Below are 17,582 nucleotides of genomic sequence, written 5' to 3'. Positions count from 1 at the left end.
GCACTTCCGGAAGGGGAACACAGGGGGCAGGATGAGCAAGTTGACGGCACTCAGTGCCGTCGATAGGCCCGATGGTCGACCCCGAGTGCACTCTCCTGAGCCAAGTGGGGGATGGTAGAGACAGTCAGGGCAACCTCGAAGATGAGGCACAACGTCGGTGAGGGAAGACGTGAGCGACAACTCTGTAGTACTGCGGTACGGCGACGGCGAGTACACCTACCCGGTGATCGACAGCACCGTCGGTGACAAGGGCTTCGACATCGGAAAGCTCCGCGCCCAGACCGGTCTGGTGACGCTGGACAGCGGTTACGGCAACACGGCCGCGTATAAATCCGCCGTCACGTACCTGGACGGCGAAGCGGGCATCCTGCGGTACCGCGGCTACCCGATCGAGCAGCTGGCCGAGCGCTCCACCTTCCTGGAGGTCGCCTACCTGCTGATCAACGGCGAACTGCCGACGGTCGACGAGCTCTCGACGTTCCAGAACGACATCACGCAGCACACCCTGCTGCACGAGGATGTCAAGAACTTCTACAAGGGCTTCCCGCGCGACGCCCACCCGATGGCCATGCTGTCCTCGGTCGTCTCGGCGCTGTCCACGTTCTACCAGGACAGCCACAACCCGTTCGACGAGCGCCAGCGGAACCTCTCCACGATCCGCCTGCTCGCCAAGCTCCCGACGATCGCCGCGTACGCGTACAAGAAGTCGATCGGTCACCCGTTCGTCTACCCGCGCAACGACCTCGGCTACGTCGAGAACTTCCTCCGCATGACCTTCTCGGTCCCGGCGCAGGAGTACGAGCTCGACCCGACCGTGGTCTCCGCGCTCGACAAGCTGCTGATCCTGCACGCGGACCACGAGCAGAACTGCTCGACGTCCACGGTCCGCCTGGTCGGCTCCTCGCAGGCGAACATGTTCGCCTCGATCTCCGCCGGCATCAACGCCCTGTGGGGCCCGCTGCACGGCGGCGCCAACCAGTCGGTGCTGGAGATGCTGGAGGGCATCCGCGACTCCGGCGGCGACGTCGACACCTTCATCCGCAAGGTGAAGAACAAGGAGGACGGCGTCCGCCTGATGGGCTTCGGCCACCGGGTCTACAAGAACTTCGACCCGCGCGCCAAAATCATCAAGGCCGCCGCGCACGACGTGCTGTCCGCACTCGGCAAGTCCGACGAGCTGCTGGACATCGCACTGAAGCTGGAGGAGCACGCGCTCTCCGACGACTACTTCGTCTCGCGCAGCCTCTACCCGAACGTCGACTTCTACACGGGCCTGATCTACCGGGCCATGGGCTTCCCGACCGAGATGTTCACGGTCCTGTTCGCCCTCGGCCGGCTGCCGGGCTGGATCGCCCAGTGGCACGAGATGATCAAGGAGCCGGGCTCCCGCATCGGCCGCCCGCGCCAGATCTACACGGGCGTGGTCGAGCGCGACTTCGTGCCCGTCGAGGAGCGCTGAGACCACCACCCAGGAGTCCTGGGCGCGTAATCGCCCGAGCCCCCGTGTCCGGCAGCCGGACACGGGGGCTCGGGCATGCGCATGCTCCCTCGCGGGTCCTCACGCGATCTCTCAAATGGTTTCTCACGCAACGAAGAACGCGCACGCAATGAAGAAGGCGCCCCGGCGCCGGTCCCCCCACGGGCCGACGACCAGGGCGCCTTCCCAGTCCCGGTTCGGATTCCCCCCACGGGATCCGGCCGGGCGTCTGTGAGGACAGCGCCTGAACCGCTGTTGAGCACAACGAGCAAAACTCGCCGTACCACTGTGCGAGGTGCGATCTGCCGGGACAGCGCACGCCCGGGAGGGCCGCTCAAAGCTTCCCGGCGTACGTGCCCCGGCAACGCTCCCCCAAGCTCTCAACTCCGTTCGAGCAGGGAGGTACCCCCAACCGGGGAAGTCCCCCAAGACATCCCCAGATGTCGGGTCGCGCCCCCCAAGACGCTTCCTGACATCGTCAACTTAGACCTTAGAACCCCTCGGATGGTTACGTTCAGATCACTGTGATCTGCGTCTCTTGCATATGTCCTATAGATGGGCAAGGGCCCGGATATGCCGTCCGGGAGGTCCCAGCGTAAGGAAGATGCGCGAGCCTTGTGAAGAGCTTATGTGAGTCGGGCCCGGGACTCCAGAGGGGCTCCCCTCGCGGTCGCCGTCAACTTGGGGCGAATTCGGGCGACTTCACCGAAATGTTCGCAGCCGCAGACTGTTCGTGACGACGAAGACCGACGAGAAGGCCATCGCGGCCCCGGCGATCATCGGATTCAGCAGACCCGCGGCGGCCAGCGGCAGCGCGGCCACGTTGTAGCCGAAGGCCCACACGAGATTGCCCTTGATCGTGGCCAGCGTCCGGCGGGACAGCCGGATCGCGTCCGCCGCCACCCGCAGATCGCCGCGCACCAGCGTCAGATCGCCCGCCTCGATCGCCGCGTCCGTGCCGGTGCCCATGGCCAGGCCCAGATCGGCGGTGGCGAGCGCGGCCGCGTCGTTGACGCCGTCGCCCACCATGGCGACGACCCGCCCCTCGGCCTGCAGTCGCCGTACCGCGTCGACCTTGTCCTCGGGCAGGACCTCGGCCACCACCTGCTCGATTCCCACGGCCGCGGCCACCGTCTCGGCCACCGCACGGTTGTCCCCGGTCAGCAGCACCGGCGTGAGCCCCAGCGCGCGCAGCTCGCGCACGGCCTCGGCGCTGGTCTCCTTGACGGTGTCCGCCACGGCCAGAACGGCCTGCGCCGTCCCGTCCCAGCCGGCCACGACGGCCGTGTACCCGGCCCGCTCGGCCTCGTCCCGCGCGCGGGCCAGCTCCGGCGGCATGGCGTCGAAGAGCCGCCCCACGGCGACCTCACGGCCCTCCACCCGTCCGCGTACGCCCCGCCCGGGGACGTTCTCGAACCCTTCGACGCCCGGGAGGTGACCGGCCCTCTCCTCGGCGCCCACGGCGATCGCGCGGGCGACGGGGTGCTCGGAGGCGTGCTCGACGGCGCCCGCGAGCCGCAGCACCTCCTTCTCGTCGGCGCCCTCGGCGAGGTGCACGTCGTGCAGGGTCATGTGGCCGGTGGTGACGGTGCCGGTCTTGTCCAGGACGACCGTGTCGATCCGGCGGGTGGACTCCAGGACCTCGGGGCCCTTGATGAGGATGCCGAGCTGGGCGCCGCGGCCCGTGCCGACCATCAGGGCGGTCGGGGTGGCCAGGCCCAGGGCACACGGGCAGGCGATGATCAGCACCGCGACGCCCGCGGTGAAGGCGGCGACGCCGTCGCCGGTCAGCCCGAGCCACGCCCCGGCCGTGGCGGCGGCGATCAGCAGCACCACCGGCACGAAGATCCCGGAGACCCGGTCGGCGAGCCGCTGCACCTCGGCTTTGCCGTTCTGCGCGTCCTCCACCAGCTTCGCCATCCGCGCGAGCCGGGTGTCGGCACCGACCCGGGTGGCCTCGACGACCAGCCGACCGCCCGCGTTGACCGTCGCGCCGGTGACCGGGTCCCCGGGCGCCACGTCCACCGGCACCGACTCGCCGGTCAGCATCGAGGCGTCCACCGCGGAGGCGCCCTCGACGACCGTGCCGTCGGTGGCGATCTTCTCGCCGGGCCGTACGACGAACCGGTCGCCGACGGCCAGGCGCTGTGCGGGGATCCGCACCTCCCGCCCGTCCCGCAGCACGGCCACGTCCTTGGCGCCCAGTTCCATCAGCGCCCTGAGCGCGGCTCCCGCGCGGCGCTTGGAGCGGGCCTCCAGGTAGCGGCCCAGCAGGATGAAGGCGGTGACCCCGGAAGCGACTTCCAGGTAGATCGAGGAGGCGCCGTCCCCGCGCGCGACCGTCAGCTCGAAGGGATGCCGCATGCCCGGCATGCCCGCGTCGCCCAGGAACAGTGCCCACAGGGACCAGCCGAACGCGGCCAGGGTGCCGAGCGAGACCAGCGTGTCCATGGTCGCGGCGCCGTGCCGGGCGTTCGTCCAGGCCGCCCGGTGGAAGGGCAGCCCGCCCCAGACGACGACCGGGGCCGCGAGCGTGAGCGAGAGCCACTGCCAGTGGTCGAACTGCAGGGCCGGAACCATCGCCAGCAGGATCACGGGCGCGGCGAGCGCGGCGGAGACGGTGAGGCGGCTGCGCAGGGCCGCCGTCTCGGGGTCCTCCGTCCCGGTGGCGGAGGTCTCCTCGCGTGGGGGCGCGGGCTCCTCGGCGGTGTACCCGGTCTTCACCACGGTGGCGATCAGATCGGCGACCTCGGTGCCCTCGGGGCAGGTGACCCGGGCCTTCTCCGTCGCGTAGTTCACCGTGGCGGTGACGCCCTCCATGCGGTTGAGCTTCTTCTCCACGCGGGCCGCGCAGGAGGCGCAGGTCATCCCGCCGATGAGCAGCTCGACCTCGGCGAGGGCCGGCTCGCGGGCGGCCGGTGCATGGGCGGTGGTGCTGGTCATGTCCTCACTCCAGGAGTTGCGGGGCGCCCGGGAAGCGGAACGGGCCGTACGGGCCGGGGACGGCGGCGTACGGCCCGTACGCGGGTACGAGTGTCGGATCCGGAGTGTCTCAGACCCGGCCGGCTGCCGGACTCGGGTGGCTCAGGCCCGCCCGGCCAGTTCGAAGCCGGCCTCGTCGACGGCGGCGCGCACGGCCTCGTCGTCGAGCGGGGTCGCGGAGACGACGGTGACCTCGCCGGTCTTGGCGACGGCCGTCACCGCACTCACGCCGGAGATCTGGGAGATCTCGCCGGAGACCGCGCCCTCGCAGTGTCCGCAGCTCATGCCGCTCACCTTGAAGACGGTGGTGACGGGGCCCGTGGTGTCGGTCTGGGCGGTCATGTCGTTACTCCTCGTCGAGGCGTGTGGGGTTGCGGGGTCCCTTGGGGGACCGCACACCCAACTGTACCCCTAGGGGGTATCGGTCCACGACGTCCCCGTCAGGGGGCGAGGCGCCTCGGCCGGCGGCGGTCGAGGCCGAACCTGTCAGGGACGAGGTCGGCGCGTCGGCCGGCTGACGCGGCGGACCCGCTAGCGTCGGACCGTCCGGGGAGGCCGCAGGGGCGGGCGGGTGAATGCCGACGCCCGGACACGAGACGAACGGAAGGCGGGTGACCATGCGGGCCGTGGTGTTCGAGCGGTACGGGGAGGCGGCCGAGGTCCGGGAGGTCGCCGACCCGGAGCCCGCGGAGCACGGGGTGGTCGTCCGGGTCGAGGCCACCGGGCTGTGCCGCAGCGACTGGCACGGCTGGCAGGGGCACGACCCCGACATCGCACTCCCGCATGTGCCCGGGCACGAACTGGCCGGTGTCGTCGAGGCGGTGGGCGCCCGGGTGGGCCGGTGGCGGCCCGGCGACCGGGTCACCGTGCCGTTCATCTGCGCCTGCGGTACGTGCCCGTCCTGCGCGGCCGGTGACCACCAGGTGTGCGAGCGCCAGACCCAGCCCGGCTTCACGCACTGGGGCTCCTTCGCCCAGTACGTGGCGCTGGACCACGCCGACATCAACCTCGTGGCGCTGCCCGAGGAGTTGTCCTGCGCCACGGCGGCCTCGCTCGGCTGCCGGTTCGCCACGGCGTACCGGGCGGTCGTGCAACAGGGCCGGGTCGCGGCGGGGGAGTGGGTCGCGGTGCACGGCTGCGGTGGGGTGGGGCTGTCGGCGGTGATGATCGCGGCCGCCTCGGGCGCCCGGGTCGTGGCGGTCGACGTGTCGCCCGCCGCCCTGGAGCTGGCCCGGACGTTCGGGGCGGCGCGGTGCGTCGACGCGACGGGCGTGGCGGACACCGCGGCGGCGATCCGCGAGCTGACCGGCGGTGGCGCCCATCTCTCCCTCGACGCCCTCGGCGCGCCCACCACCTGCGCCGCCTCCGTGAACGGCCTGCGCCGCCGGGGCCGGCACGTCCAGGTCGGCCTGCTGCCCTCGCCGACCGGCACGACCCCCGTGCCCATGGCCCGCGCGATCGCCCTGGAGCTCGAACTGCTCGGCAGCCACGGCATGGCCGCGCACAGCTACCCGCCGATGCTGGAACTGGTCCGCAGCGGGGTGCTGCGCCCCGACCTGCTGGTGACGTCGACGATCGCGCTGGACGAGGCGCCGTCGGCACTGGCGGGGATGGGCGCGGCACCGGGAGCGGGCGTGACGGTCGTCGAGCCGTGGAGCTGACAACGCGGATGGGGCGGCAAGGCAGCAGGTGTGACGGTCCTCGAGCCGTGGAGCTGACAACGCGGATGGGGCGGCAAGGCAGCAGGTGTGACGGTCCTCGAGCCGTGGAGCTGACAACGCGGATGGGGCGGCAAGGCAGCAGGTGTGACGGTCCTCGAGCCGTGGAGCTGACAACGCGGATGGGGCGGCAAGGCAGCAGGTGTGACGGTCCTCGAGCCGTGGAGCTGACAACGCGGATGGGGCGGCAAGGCAGCGGGCGTGACGGTCCTCGAGCCGTGGAGCTGGCGACCCGGATGGGGCGGCAAGGCAGCGGGTGTGACGGTCCTCGAGCCGTGGAGCTGACAGCGCCCGTGCGAAGGGTGGTGGCTCCCGGTCGGCCCGGGAGCCGACGCTCCTGGGATGACCGTGCCCCACGGGGTGGTGGGGCACGAGGCCGGGCGGGGAGGGATCAGTCGGCTCTTCGGGAGCGGTTGCCGGGGCGGGAGGCGACCCAGGCCCGGACGGTGTCGGCGTACCAGTAGGGCTTGCCGCTCTCGACATGGTCGGGCGGGGGCAGCAGGCCGTGCTTGCGGTAGGAGCGCACGGTGTCCGGCTGCACCCGGATGTGTGCCGCGATCTCCTTGTAGGACCAGAGCCTTCGGTCGGTCATGACGTGTACCTCCTCGCGCGCGTCACGGCGGCGGCCGGGGACGGCCGTCCGGGGGAGCCGGGCGCTGCGCAGGCGATCAACAAGCCTGTGTCCGGACAACGACTCTCGGTGACCCAGGACAGGGATCTGTGCGCGGGTGTGACGGAAGACCCGCGCAGGCGCGACATGTGTGACAGGAAGGCGGTGTTTGTGACACAGCCGGGGCAAAGGCGTACGCCGGGGCGTCGGCGGGTCACCTTGACACGGCGCCCCCGTCCTCCCTGCCGAGCATCAGCCGTCCGGAGAGGCGGACCGGGACGCCGGGCTGAAGACTACGGAACTGTGAGGACGCGGACGGGGACGACCGGAAAGCGCTGTCATGATCTGGTCCGAATGTCCGGACAAAACATTGACAGGGCTTCGCGAGGGGGCTACAAAACCGAGGAGAGCCGAGCACCGAGGGGACACCGATGGCGTACGACCTGATCACCATGGGGCGGATCGGAGTGGATCTGTATCCGCTCCAGACGGGCGTTCCACTGCCGCAGGTCACGTCCTTCGGCAAGTTCCTCGGTGGTTCGGCGAGCAATGTCGCGGTCGCCGCGGCGCGTCTGGGACGGCGGACCGCGGTGATCACCCGCACCGGCGACGACCCCTTCGGCGACTACCTCCACGAGGCCCTGAAGGGTTTCGGCGTGGACGACCGCTGGGTCACGCCGGTCTCCGGCCTGCCCACCCCGGTCACCTTCTGCGAAGTCTTCCCGCCGGACGACTTCCCGCTGTACTTCTACCGGCAGCCCAAGGCTCCCGACCTGGAGATCGACGCCCACGAGCTCGACCTGGACGCGATCCGCGAGGCCCGGGTCTTCTGGGTCACGGGCACGGGCCTGAGCGAGGAGCCCAGCCGGACGGCGACCCTCGCGGCCCTCGCCCACCGCGCCAAGGCCGGCCCGACGGTCTTCGACCTCGACTGGCGCCCGATGTTCTGGACGGACCCCGAGGCCGCCCGGCCCTTCTACGAGGAGGCCCTGCGCCACACCACCGTCGCGGTCGGCAACCTCGACGAGGTGGAGGTCGCCACGGGCGCGCGTGAACCCCACGCCGCCGCCCGCGCGCTCCTGGACGCGGGTGTGGAACTGGCCGTCGTCAAGCAGGGCCCCAAGGGCGTCCTCGCGGTGAACAGCGCCGGCGAGAGCGCCGAAGTGCCGCCGCTGCCGGTGAACGTCCTCAACGGCCTCGGCGCCGGCGACGCCTTCGGCGGGTGTCTCGTGCACGGCCTGCTGGCCGGCTGGGACCTGGAGAAGACCATGCGGCACGCCAACGCCGCCGGGGCCATCGTCGCCTCGCGCCTGGAGTGCTCGTCCGCGATGCCCACCCCGGACGAGATCGAGGCGGCCGTCACGGCGGGGGCCGTCCGGTGACCGTCGACGTCTCCGAACTCGTCCGTCTGCGCGGCCACCGCCCGGAGGCGATCGCCGAGGCCGCCGCCCGCCGCCCCCGTCGGCCGCTGCTGAACGACTCCGGCCGCCTGATGATCGTCGCCGCCGATCACCCGGCCCGCGGCGCCCTCGGCGTCGGCGGTCGCGCCATGGCCATGGCCAACCGCGCCGAACTGCTCGAACGCCTCTGCCTGGCGCTGTCCCGCCCCGGTGTGGACGGTGTCCTCGCCACCGCCGACATCCTCGACGACCTGCTGCTGCTCGGCGCCCTCGACGGCAAGGTCGTCCTGGGCTCGATGAACCGCGGCGGCCTCCAGGGCGCGAGCTTCGAACTCGACGACCGCTTCACCGGCCACCGCCCCGAGGACATCGAGCGCCTCGGCTTCGACGCGGGCAAGCTCCTGCTGCGCATCGACTACGCCGACCCGGGCTCGCTGACCACCCTGGAGTCCACCGCCCGGGCCGTCGACGCCATGGCCGCCCGGAAACTCCCCGTCTTCGTCGAGCCGTTCCTCTGCGGCCGCGACGCGACGGGCCGGCTGCGCAACGACCTCTCGGCCGAGGCCGTCACCAAGTCGATCGCCATCGCCTCGGGCCTCGGCGGCAGTTCCGCCTACACGTGGCTGAAGGTCCCGGTCACCGACAACCCCGACGACATGGCCGAGGTCATGGCGACCTCCACACTGCCCGCCGTGCTGCTCGGCGGCGAGGTGGGCGACGATCAGGACGGGGCGTACGAGAAGTGGCGCGGCGCCCTCCAACTGCCCACCGTGTGCGGACTCGTCGTGGGGCGTTCGCTGCTGTACCCGGCCGACGGCGATGTGGCCGCCGCCGTGGACACCGCCGTCGGACTGCTGTGAGGACCGTGGCATGACCAGTGAACTGTTCGTCCCCGAGGGCGCCACCGCCGGCTTTCAGTACGCCCCGGAGATCGTGCCGCCCCTCGACGGCGCGTGCACCGTGCGCGTCGGAGACGAAGAGTTCCCCCTCCCGGGCCGGGAGAGCGTGTGCGCGTCGGTGACCGACTTCGCGTACGCGCCCCGTGACGCCCGGGCCCTGATCGCCTCCGGCGCGGGAGGCCGCTTTGCTTTGGCAGGAGCGAAGTGCGAGCGACAACTCCCCGCCCGCTACGGCCCCGCGCCGGAGGTCCCCGTCCAGGAACGCGGCAGCGGCGGCTGCCCGCCCCCTCACTCCCCGGCGAGCACCGGCCCGGCAGGGCGCCGGGGCCGGGGCCGGAGCCGGAGGAGACCCACCACGTGGGGATCGACGGCCCGAACGGTTTCACCCGTCGGCCCGTGTCCCCCTCGCGTGAGGGCGGAACCGACGTCCTCACGAAGGTCCGTTCCGGCGACGCCGCTTCACACGGAGGGGTACCGATGACCCTGAAGACGACCAGGCTGACGGTGGCCCAGGCCCTCGTCCGCTTCCTCGCCGCCCAGTACACCGAACGCGACGGCGCCCGGCAGCGGCTCATCGGCGCCACCTGGGGCATCTTCGGCCACGGCAACGTCGCCGGCATCGGGCAGGCGCTCCTGGAGCACACCGAGGAGATGCCGTACCACCAGGGCCGCAACGAACAGGCCATGGTGCACGCGGCGGTCGGCTACGCCCGCCAGTCGGGCCGCCTGTCCACGCACGCGGTGACCACCTCCATCGGCCCGGGCGCCACCAACCTCGTCACCGGCGCCGCCCTCGCGACCATCAACCACCTGCCGGTGCTGCTCCTGCCCGGTGACATCTTCGCCACCCGCCCCGCCGACCCGGTCCTGCAGCAGCTCGAAGTGCCCTACGCGGGTGATGTGTCGGTCAACGACTGCCTGCGCCCGGTGTCCCGGTACTTCGACCGGATCACCCGTCCCGAGGCCCTGATCCCCTCGGCGCTGAACGCGATGCGTGTGCTCACCGACCCCGTGGAGACCGGCGCCGTCACCCTCGCCCTGCCCCAGGACGTGCAGGCCGAGGCGTACGACTGGCCCGAGGAGTTCTTCGCCGAGCGGGTCTGGACGGTACGGCGTCCCGGCGCCGACCCGGCGGAACTCGCCGAGGCGGTACGGGTCATCCGCTCGGCGAAGAGGCCGCTGGTCGTCGCGGGCGGCGGCGTCCACCACAGCCGCGCCGAGGAGGCCCTCGCCGAGTTCGCCGAGGCCACCGGCATCCCCGTCGCCTCCACCCAGGCCGGCAAGGGCTCCCTGCGCCACGACCACCCCCAGGACGTCGGCGGCATCGGCCACACCGGCACGGCGACGGCGGACGAACTGGCCCGCACCGCCGACCTGGTGATCGGCGTCGGCACCCGCTACACCGACTTCACCACCGCCTCCGGCACGCTCTTCTCCCACCCGGACGTGCGGTTCCTGAACCTCAGCATCGCCTCCTTCGACGGCCACAAGCTGGCCGGGCGGCCCCTGATCGCGGACGCCCGCACCGGCCTGGAGGAGCTGACCGAGAGGCTGGCGATGCACGGCCACCGGGTCGCGCCGTCGTACGCCACCGAGTACTCCGAGGACAAGGAGCGCTGGGAGCAGCGCGTCGACGCCTGCTACGAGGTCGACGAACCGGACACCCGCCCGACCCAGCCGCAGGTCCTCGGCGCCCTGGACGCCCTGGTCGACGAGTCGGACATCCTGATCAACGCGGCCGGTTCCCTCCCCGGCGACCTGCACAAGCTCTGGCGGACCCGGTCCCGCGACCAGTACCACCTGGAGTACGGCTACTCCTGCATGGGCTACGAGATCCCCGCCGCCATCGGCGTCAGGATGGCCGCCCCGGACCGGCCCGTGTGGGCGCTGGTCGGCGACGGCACGTACCTGATGATGCCGACGGAGATCGTCACGGCCGTCCAGGAAGGCATCGCGATCAAGGTCCTGATCATCCAGAACCACGGCTACGCGTCCATCGGCGGGCTCTCGGAGTCGGTGGGCGGCGAGCGGTTCGGCACCGCCTACCGCCACCCCTCCGAGGACGGCTCGTACACGGGGCCGCCGCTGCCCGTGGACCTCGCCGCCAACGCGGCCAGCCTCGGCATGCGCGTGCTGCGCGCGAAGACCGTACGGGACCTGCGGCAGGCCCTCGCCGAGGCCCGGGCGGCCGAGACTCCCACATGTGTCTACGTCGAGACCCAAACGGCAGACACAGTGTCGGGCGCGCCTCCCGCGCAGGCCTGGTGGGATGTACCCGTGGCCGAGACCGCGACACGGCCGTCCGCGGTCAAGGCACGTGAGCTGTACGAACGGCACGTCTCCACCCGACGCCGCCATCTGTGAAGGAGTTCCCGGCCATGACGAAGACCGTCAACCACTGGATCGGCGGCAAGACCGTCGAAGGCGCCTCGGGCACGCACGGGCCGGTGACCAACCCGGCGACCGGCGAGGTGACGACGAAGGTCGCGTTCGCCTCGGTCGACGAGGTGGACGCGGCGGTCGCCGCCGCCAAGGAGGCCTACCTGACCTGGGGCCAGTCCTCGCTGGCCCAGCGCACCTCGATCCTGTTCAGGTTCCGCGCCCTGCTGGACGCCAACCGGGACGCGATCGCCGAGCTGATCACCGCCGAGCACGGCAAGGTACACGGCGACGCCCTCGGCGAGGTCGCGCGCGGCCTGGAGATCGTCGACCTGGCCTGCGGCATCAGCGTCCAGCTGAAGGGCGAGCTGTCGACGCAGGTCGCCAGCCGCGTCGACGTGTCCTCGATCCGGCAGCCGCTCGGTGTCGTCGCGGGCATCACCCCGTTCAACTTCCCGGCGATGGTGCCGATGTGGATGTTCCCCCTCGCCATCGCGTGCGGCAACACGTTCGTGCTGAAGCCGTCCGAGAAGGACCCGTCGGCATCGGTCAAGATCGCCGAACTGCTCGCCGAGGCGGGCCTGCCGGACGGCGTCTTCAACGTCGTCCACGGCGACAAGGTGGCCGTCGACCGTCTCCTGGAGCACCCGGACGTCAAGGCCGTCTCCTTCGTCGGCTCGACCCCGATCGCCCGCTACATCCACACCACGGCCTCCGCCAACGGCAAGCGCGTCCAGGCGCTCGGCGGCGCCAAGAACCACATGCTGGTCCTGCCCGACGCCGACCTCGACGCGGCCGCCGACGCAGCGGTGAGCGCCGCCTACGGCTCCGCCGGCGAGCGCTGCATGGCCATCTCCGCGGTCGTCGCGGTGGGCTCGATCGGCGACGAGCTGGTGGAGAAGATCCGCGAGCGCGCCGAGAAGATCAAGATCGGCCCCGGTGACGACCCGGCCTCCGAAATGGGCCCGCTCATCACCAAGGTCCACCGCGACAAGGTGGCCTCCTACGTCGAGGGCGCGGCGGCCGAGGGTGCCGAGGTGGTCCTCGACGGCACCGGCTACACCGTCGACGGCTTCGAGGACGGCCACTGGATCGGCATCTCGCTGCTCGACAAGGTTCCCACCTCCGCCAAGGCCTACCAGGACGAGATCTTCGGCCCGGTCCTGTGCGTGCTGCGCACGGAGACCTACGAGGAGGCCCTGGACATCGTCAACGCCTCGCCGTTCGGCAACGGCACCGCGATCTTCACCCGGGACGGCGGCGCGGCCCGCCGCTTCCAGCTGGAGGTCGAGGCCGGCATGGTCGGCGTGAACGTCCCGATCCCGGTCCCCGTCGGCTACCACAGCTTCGGCGGCTGGAAGGACTCCCTCTTCGGCGACCACCACATCTACGGCAACGACGGCACGCACTTCTACACCCGCGGCAAGGTCGTCACCACCCGCTGGCCGGACCCGGCCGACGCCCCGGCGGGCGTTGACCTGGGCTTCCCGCGCAACCACTGAGCCGTACGAGCCGGCGGCCCCGTCTCCGCACCGTGCGGGAGGTGGGCGCCGCGGTGTCCGGCAGGAGTAGCGCCGGCGGCCTCGGCGTCGCGGAACGTCTCGAATCCGGGGGCTACCAGACAGCGCCGAAAGCAGTCACTGCGGGGGCACCGAGGAAACCACCCTGCCACAACCACGGTGTGCAGCGGGGCCCGAACTCGTAGCCATGAAGGGAGTCTTCCGGGGCCTGCGCCCCTTCCCGCTCGAAAGCGGGCGCCCCCCGGTTGAGGCCGCGCCCGGTGCTGATGCGTGCGAGCAGCTGTGCCTCGACGGCCGGTGCACGCGCATCGTCGGGCTGTGCGCTCATCTTCGGCTCCTCTTGCCTTTCCTGCGGTGATCACGGGTGTCTGGCGGGTTGATGAGCCGACGCGCCTGTCCGCCGGTGGCCGTCCAGCCCTGCGGCGGCCACCGGCGAGGTTTTCGTCAGTGGCTACATACCCAGGCCGATGTCGGCACCGATGTTGCCGCTCAGGCCGAGTGCGGCGCTGATGGCGGCACCGAGGTCGACGCTGAGAGAGGTTGCGATGTCCACGATGACGGAGATATCCATACTCGTCTCCTTGATGGGATGAAAGGCGGTAAGACCGCTTTCATTCGATCTTCAGACTCCGCGAACCGGAGAGCCACTTGGGCGGGACATCCGGGTGAGCGGGAAAGCGGTCGTACTGCGGCTGGTGTACGTGGCGAGAAACCGTACGCCCGCAGGAGGGCAGGAGGGTCAGCCCGGCGGCTGCTCCGGTTGTCGGTGACGGCACGTACCGTTGACGCATGGATCTTCGACTGCCCGGACTGCGCGGGCTGACCCGGCGACCCCGGCGCCTCCTGGCCGCCGGGGCCGCTGTCGTCGTGCTCGCCGGGGCGGGTACGTGGACGGCCGTCGCGGACGACGACGCACCCCCCGTCCAGCGCGAGGACCGGGTCCTGCCCACGGTCGACGGCACGCGCGTCGACACCTCGTTCTTCACCTCCGGAGCAGCCGGCCGACGCCCCGCCGTCCTGCTCGGGCACGGCTTCGGCGGCAGCAAGAAGGACGTCCGGCAGCAGGCCGAGGACCTCGCCCGGGACGGCTACGCGGTCCTGACCTGGTCGGCGCGCGGCTTCGGCAAGTCGAACGGCGAGATCGGGCTGAACGACCCCAAGGGCGAGGTCGCCGACGTCTCCAAGCTCATCGACTGGCTGGCGAAGCAGCCCCAGGTCGAGCTCGACCAGCAGGGCGACCCCCGCGTCGGCATGGCCGGCGGCTCCTATGGCGGCGCGATAGCCCTGCTCACGGCGGGGCACGACGCCCGCGTCGACGCCATCGCACCGGCGATCACCTACTGGAACCTCGCCGACGCCCTCTTCCCGAACGGCGTGTTCAAGAAGCTCTGGGCCGGCCTCTTCGTCAACTCCGGCGGCGGCTGCGAGAAGTTCGAGCCCGCGCTGTGCCGCATGTACGAGCGGGTCGCCGAGTCGGGCAAGCCGGACGCCGAGGCGCGCGAGCTGCTTCAGGAGCGTTCACCGTCCGCGGTCGGCAAGGACATCAAGGTGCCGACGCTGCTGACGCAGGGCCAGTCCGACTCCCTCTTCCCGCTCGGCCAGGCCGACCAGGCGGCGAAGGTCATCCGCGCGAACGGCGCCCCCGTCGACGTCGACTGGATCGCCGGCGGCCACGACGGCGGCGACATGGAGACCGGCCGCGTCCAGGACCGCGTGAAGACCTGGTTCGACCGCTACCTGAAGGACGACAAGGGCGCCGACACCGGCCCCGCCTTCCGCGTCACCCGCACCCTCGGCATGGGCTCCGGCGACGGCGAACCCCGCCTGAGCGGAGTGACGTCGGACCGCTACCCCGGCCTGGAGAGCGAGCAGCGCTCCATCGCCCTGACCGGCCGCGAGCAGAGCTTCGACAACCCGCCCGGCGCCAGCCCGCCCGGCGTCTCCGCCCTGCCCGGCCTCGGCGGCGCCGGAGGTCTCAGCCGGCTCTCCACGCTCGGCATCGGCGTCTCCCTCGACTTCCCCGGCCAGTTCGCCGCGTTCGAGTCGGCGCCGCAGCGCGAGGACCTCCAGATCACCGGCTCGCCCACCGCGACCGTGCACGTGAAGTCCACCAGCGACGACGCCGTGCTCTTCGCCAAGCTCTACGACGTCGGCCCCGGCGGCGACACCCAGCAGGTGCTGCCCTCCCAGCTCGTCACGCCCATCCGGGTCGAGGACGCCAAGGCCGGCAAGAACGTCCGGATCACCCTCCCGGCGATCGACCACGAGGTCGACGACGGCCACCGGCTTCGCCTGGTCATCGCCTCCACGGACCTGGGCTACGCCTCCCCGACGGCCCCGGCGACGTACACCGTCTCCCTCAAGGGCGACCTGGAGGTCCCCTCCGCGCTCGGACAGCGCGACACCGGGGCCGGGCTGCCCGCGTGGGTATGGTGGCTGCCGCTCGCAGGCGCCGCCATCGCGCTGGCCCTGATCATCACGGGACGTCGCCGCACCGCCGCCCCCGCCCCGCCGGACCCCCAACTCGCCGAGGTCCCCCTCCAGATCACCGACCTGACCAAGCGCTACGCGAAGGCGTCCGACCGGTACGCCGTCAAGGACCTCTCCTTCCGCGTGCAGAAGGGCCAGGTTCTGGGCCTGCTCGGCCCCAACGGGGCGGGCAAGACGACCACCCTGCGCATGCTGATGGGCCTGATCAGGCCCGACGGCGGCGAGATCCGCGTCTTCGGCCACGCCATCGGCCCCGGCGCCCCGGTCCTCTCCCGGGTCGGCGCCTTCGTCGAGGGCCCGGGCTTCCTGCCGCATCTGTCCGGCCGGGAGAACCTGGAGCTGTACTGGCGCGCCACCGGCCGCCCCGCCGAGGACGCGCACCTGGAGGAGGCCCTGGAGATCGCGGACCTGGGCGACGCCCTCGCCCGCGCGGTGCGCACCTACTCCCAGGGCATGCGCCAGCGCCTCGCCATCGCCCAGGCCATGCTCGGCCTTCCGGACCTGCTCATCCTCGACGAGCCGACCAACGGCCTCGACCCGCCCCAGATCCGCGAGATGCGCGAGGTGATGATCCGCTACGCCGCCGCCGGCCGCACGGTCATCGTCTCCAGCCACCTCCTCGCGGAGGTCGAGCAGACCTGCACCCACCTGGTCGTCATGGACCACGGCCGGCTCGTCCAGGCGGGCCCGGTCGCGGACATCGTCGGCTCGGGCGACACCCTCCTCGTGGGCACGGCCACCCCCGTGGACGAGCCCGTCGCGGAGAAGGTCACCGCCCTGCCGGGCGTCGCCTCGGCCGTGCGCACCGACGAGGGCCTGCTGGTCCGGCTCGACGCCGACGGCACCCCGCAGCGTCTGGTCGCCGACCTCGTACGGCTGGACGTGGCGGTCACGTCGGTCGGCCCGCACCGCCGCCTGGAGGACGCCTTCCTCACCCTGATCGGAGCCGAAGCATGAGCACGCTCGCCGAGCCGCCCGTCGAGGTCGCCGACGGCTACCGCGCGGGCCGCACCCTGCCCTTCCGCGTCGAGCTGGTCCGGCAGCTGAAGCGGCGCCGCACCATGGTCATGGGCGGCGTCCTGTTCGCCCTGCCGATCATCCTGCTCATCGCCTTCCAGGTCGGCGGAGACCCGGGCGGCAACAACAACCGCGTCAACCTCATGGACACGGCCACGGCGTCCGGGGCCAACTTCGCCGCCGTCAACCTCTTCTCCGCCGCCGGCTTCCTGCTCGTCATCCCCGTCGCCCTGTTCTGCGGCGACACGGTCGCCTCGGAGGCCGGCTGGTCCTCCCTGCGCTATCTGCTCGCCGCCCCGGTGCCCCGGGCCCGGCTGCTGTGGTCCAAGCTCGCCGTCGGACTGGCCCTGAGCCTGGCCGCCATGGTCCTGCTCCCGATCGTCGCCCTCGCCGTCGGCACGGCCGCCTACGGCTGGGGACCGCTCGAACTGCCCACCGGCGGCACCCTGCCCACCGGCACGGCCGCCCAGCGGCTGCTGATCGTCGTCGCGTACATCATGGTGTCCCAACTGGTCACCGCCGCGCTGGCGTTCTGGCTGTCGACCCGGACGGACGCCCCGCTCGGCGCGGTCGGCGGCGCGGTCTTCCTGACCATCATCGGCAGCGTCCTCGACGAGGTGACGGCCCTCGGCGACTGGCGCGACTTCCTGCCCGCGCACTGGCAGTACGCCTGGCTCGACGCCGTCCGGCCCCAGTTGGAGTGGTCGGACATGATCCAGGGCACGTCGATCTCGGTAACGTACGCGCTCGTGCTGTTCGCCCTGGCCTTCCGCGGTTTCGCCCGCAAGGACGTCGTCTGCTAGTGCTGTGACCGCATGGGTTCGCCGGGTCCAGGCTGCGGTTACGAGGGGGCGTCCAGCGGATGCCCTTCTCGCTTGGGATGCGGGTGCGTTCTTTGCGTTGGCTGGTTCCGCCCGACGGCGCGGGAACGCTGTTTGTCCCCGCCGCCGTGGCAGCGGCCCTCCAGTAGGCCCTGGGCGCTCTTGCGGCCCGGTCCGCCACGCGACCACGGTGTCCCGGTGTGTGGGGCGCGGACCGCGCAAACCTGCCTTCCCGTGGAGGCCGGTTCGGATGACGGTTACCAGTCCGG

11 protein-coding genes and 1 pseudogene are annotated in these 17,582 nt (G+C 71.7%); 9 read left to right on the top strand and 3 right to left on the bottom strand.

What is annotated here, in order from left to right:
• Positions 1 to 169: 169 nt before the first annotated feature.
• A complete protein-coding gene (locus tag QNO09_RS31700; protein WP_283973688.1) occupies positions 170 to 1,459 on the top strand; it encodes a citrate synthase in 1,290 nt (429 codons plus the stop codon).
• A 720-nt stretch (positions 1,460 to 2,179) separates the two neighbouring features.
• Here QNO09_RS31700 and QNO09_RS31695 read toward each other — a convergent pair.
• The gene (locus tag QNO09_RS31695; protein ID WP_283973687.1) at positions 2,180 to 4,420 is read right to left on the bottom strand and encodes a heavy metal translocating P-type ATPase; all 2,241 of its coding nucleotides are present in this window, start codon (positions 4,418 to 4,420) and stop codon (positions 2,180 to 2,182) included.
• Positions 4,421 to 4,561: 141 nt separating this feature from the next.
• Positions 4,562 to 4,801, bottom strand: a complete 240-nt coding sequence (locus tag QNO09_RS31690; RefSeq protein WP_283973686.1) for a heavy-metal-associated domain-containing protein — start codon at positions 4,799 to 4,801, stop codon at positions 4,562 to 4,564.
• A 275-nt stretch (positions 4,802 to 5,076) separates the two neighbouring features.
• Between QNO09_RS31690 and QNO09_RS31685 the strand changes: the two genes are divergently transcribed.
• Entirely contained in the window at positions 5,077 to 6,120 is a 1,044-nt protein-coding gene (locus tag QNO09_RS31685) for a zinc-dependent alcohol dehydrogenase family protein (protein ID WP_283973685.1), read from the top strand.
• A 448-nt stretch (positions 6,121 to 6,568) separates the two neighbouring features.
• On the opposite strand, the gene QNO09_RS31680 is transcribed toward QNO09_RS31685, so the two are convergent.
• A complete protein-coding gene (locus QNO09_RS31680) occupies positions 6,569 to 6,769 on the bottom strand; it encodes a helix-turn-helix transcriptional regulator (RefSeq protein ID WP_283973684.1) in 201 nt (66 codons plus the stop codon).
• Positions 6,770 to 7,218: 449 nt separating this feature from the next.
• Here QNO09_RS31680 and iolC point away from each other — a divergent pair, with 449 nt between their 5' ends.
• The 7 genes and pseudogenes from iolC to QNO09_RS31645 all read left to right on the top strand — a co-directional run bounded on the left by iolC (position 7,219) and on the right by QNO09_RS31645 (position 17,295).
• Positions 7,219 to 8,169: a 5-dehydro-2-deoxygluconokinase gene (gene iolC, locus QNO09_RS31675; RefSeq protein ID WP_283973683.1), complete on the top strand. Its 951-nt coding sequence runs from the start codon at positions 7,219 to 7,221 to the stop codon at positions 8,167 to 8,169.
• On the top strand, positions 8,166 to 9,047 hold the full coding sequence (locus QNO09_RS31670; RefSeq protein WP_283973682.1) for a Cgl0159 family (beta/alpha)8-fold protein: 882 nt from the start codon (positions 8,166 to 8,168) through the stop codon (positions 9,045 to 9,047). Before iolC ends, QNO09_RS31670 begins: the two co-directional genes overlap by 4 nt.
• Before the next feature lie 10 nt (positions 9,048 to 9,057).
• A pseudogene (locus tag QNO09_RS31665) lies at positions 9,058 to 9,542 on the top strand (5-deoxy-glucuronate isomerase); the annotation flags it as partial.
• 21 nt (positions 9,543 to 9,563) lie between these two features.
• Complete coding sequence (gene iolD / locus QNO09_RS31660) at positions 9,564 to 11,450, top strand: 3D-(3,5/4)-trihydroxycyclohexane-1,2-dione acylhydrolase (decyclizing) (RefSeq protein ID WP_283973745.1); 1,887 nt, start codon at positions 9,564 to 9,566, stop codon at positions 11,448 to 11,450.
• Positions 11,451 to 11,464: 14 nt separating this feature from the next.
• On the top strand, positions 11,465 to 12,967 hold the full coding sequence (gene mmsA, locus QNO09_RS31655) for a CoA-acylating methylmalonate-semialdehyde dehydrogenase (RefSeq protein ID WP_283973681.1): 1,503 nt from the start codon (positions 11,465 to 11,467) through the stop codon (positions 12,965 to 12,967).
• 807 nt (positions 12,968 to 13,774) lie between these two features.
• Positions 13,775 to 16,432 (top strand): CocE/NonD family hydrolase, encoded by a 2,658-nt coding sequence (locus tag QNO09_RS31650; protein ID WP_283973680.1) that lies wholly within the window; start codon positions 13,775 to 13,777, stop codon positions 16,430 to 16,432.
• Entirely contained in the window at positions 16,429 to 17,295 is an 867-nt protein-coding gene (locus tag QNO09_RS31645) for an ABC transporter permease (RefSeq protein WP_283973679.1), read from the top strand. The genes QNO09_RS31650 and QNO09_RS31645 overlap by 4 nt, the downstream gene beginning before the upstream one ends.
• The last annotated feature ends 287 nt before the right edge of the window (positions 17,296 to 17,582 follow it).

Source organism: Streptomyces sp. 378 (assembly GCF_030124145.1).
Lineage (GTDB): Bacteria > Actinomycetota > Actinomycetes > Streptomycetales > Streptomycetaceae > Streptomyces.
This window is presented reverse-complemented; position numbering and strand designations above follow the sequence as displayed.

Coding starts and splice junctions, on each gene's coding strand:
- mmsA (WP_283973681.1), top strand. CDS start 11,465: ATGACGAAGACCGTCAACCACTGGATCGGCGGCAAGACCGTCGAAGGC.
- iolC (WP_283973683.1), top strand. CDS start 7,219: ATGGCGTACGACCTGATCACCATGGGGCGGATCGGAGTGGATCTGTAT.
- QNO09_RS31695 (WP_283973687.1), bottom strand. CDS start 4,420: ATGACCAGCACCACCGCCCATGCACCGGCCGCCCGCGAGCCGGCCCTC.
- QNO09_RS31645 (WP_283973679.1), top strand. CDS start 16,429: ATGAGCACGCTCGCCGAGCCGCCCGTCGAGGTCGCCGACGGCTACCGC.
- QNO09_RS31690 (WP_283973686.1), bottom strand. CDS start 4,801: ATGACCGCCCAGACCGACACCACGGGCCCCGTCACCACCGTCTTCAAG.
- QNO09_RS31680 (WP_283973684.1), bottom strand. CDS start 6,769: ATGACCGACCGAAGGCTCTGGTCCTACAAGGAGATCGCGGCACACATC.
- QNO09_RS31650 (WP_283973680.1), top strand. CDS start 13,775: ATGGATCTTCGACTGCCCGGACTGCGCGGGCTGACCCGGCGACCCCGG.
- iolD (WP_283973745.1), top strand. CDS start 9,564: ATGACCCTGAAGACGACCAGGCTGACGGTGGCCCAGGCCCTCGTCCGC.
- QNO09_RS31685 (WP_283973685.1), top strand. CDS start 5,077: ATGCGGGCCGTGGTGTTCGAGCGGTACGGGGAGGCGGCCGAGGTCCGG.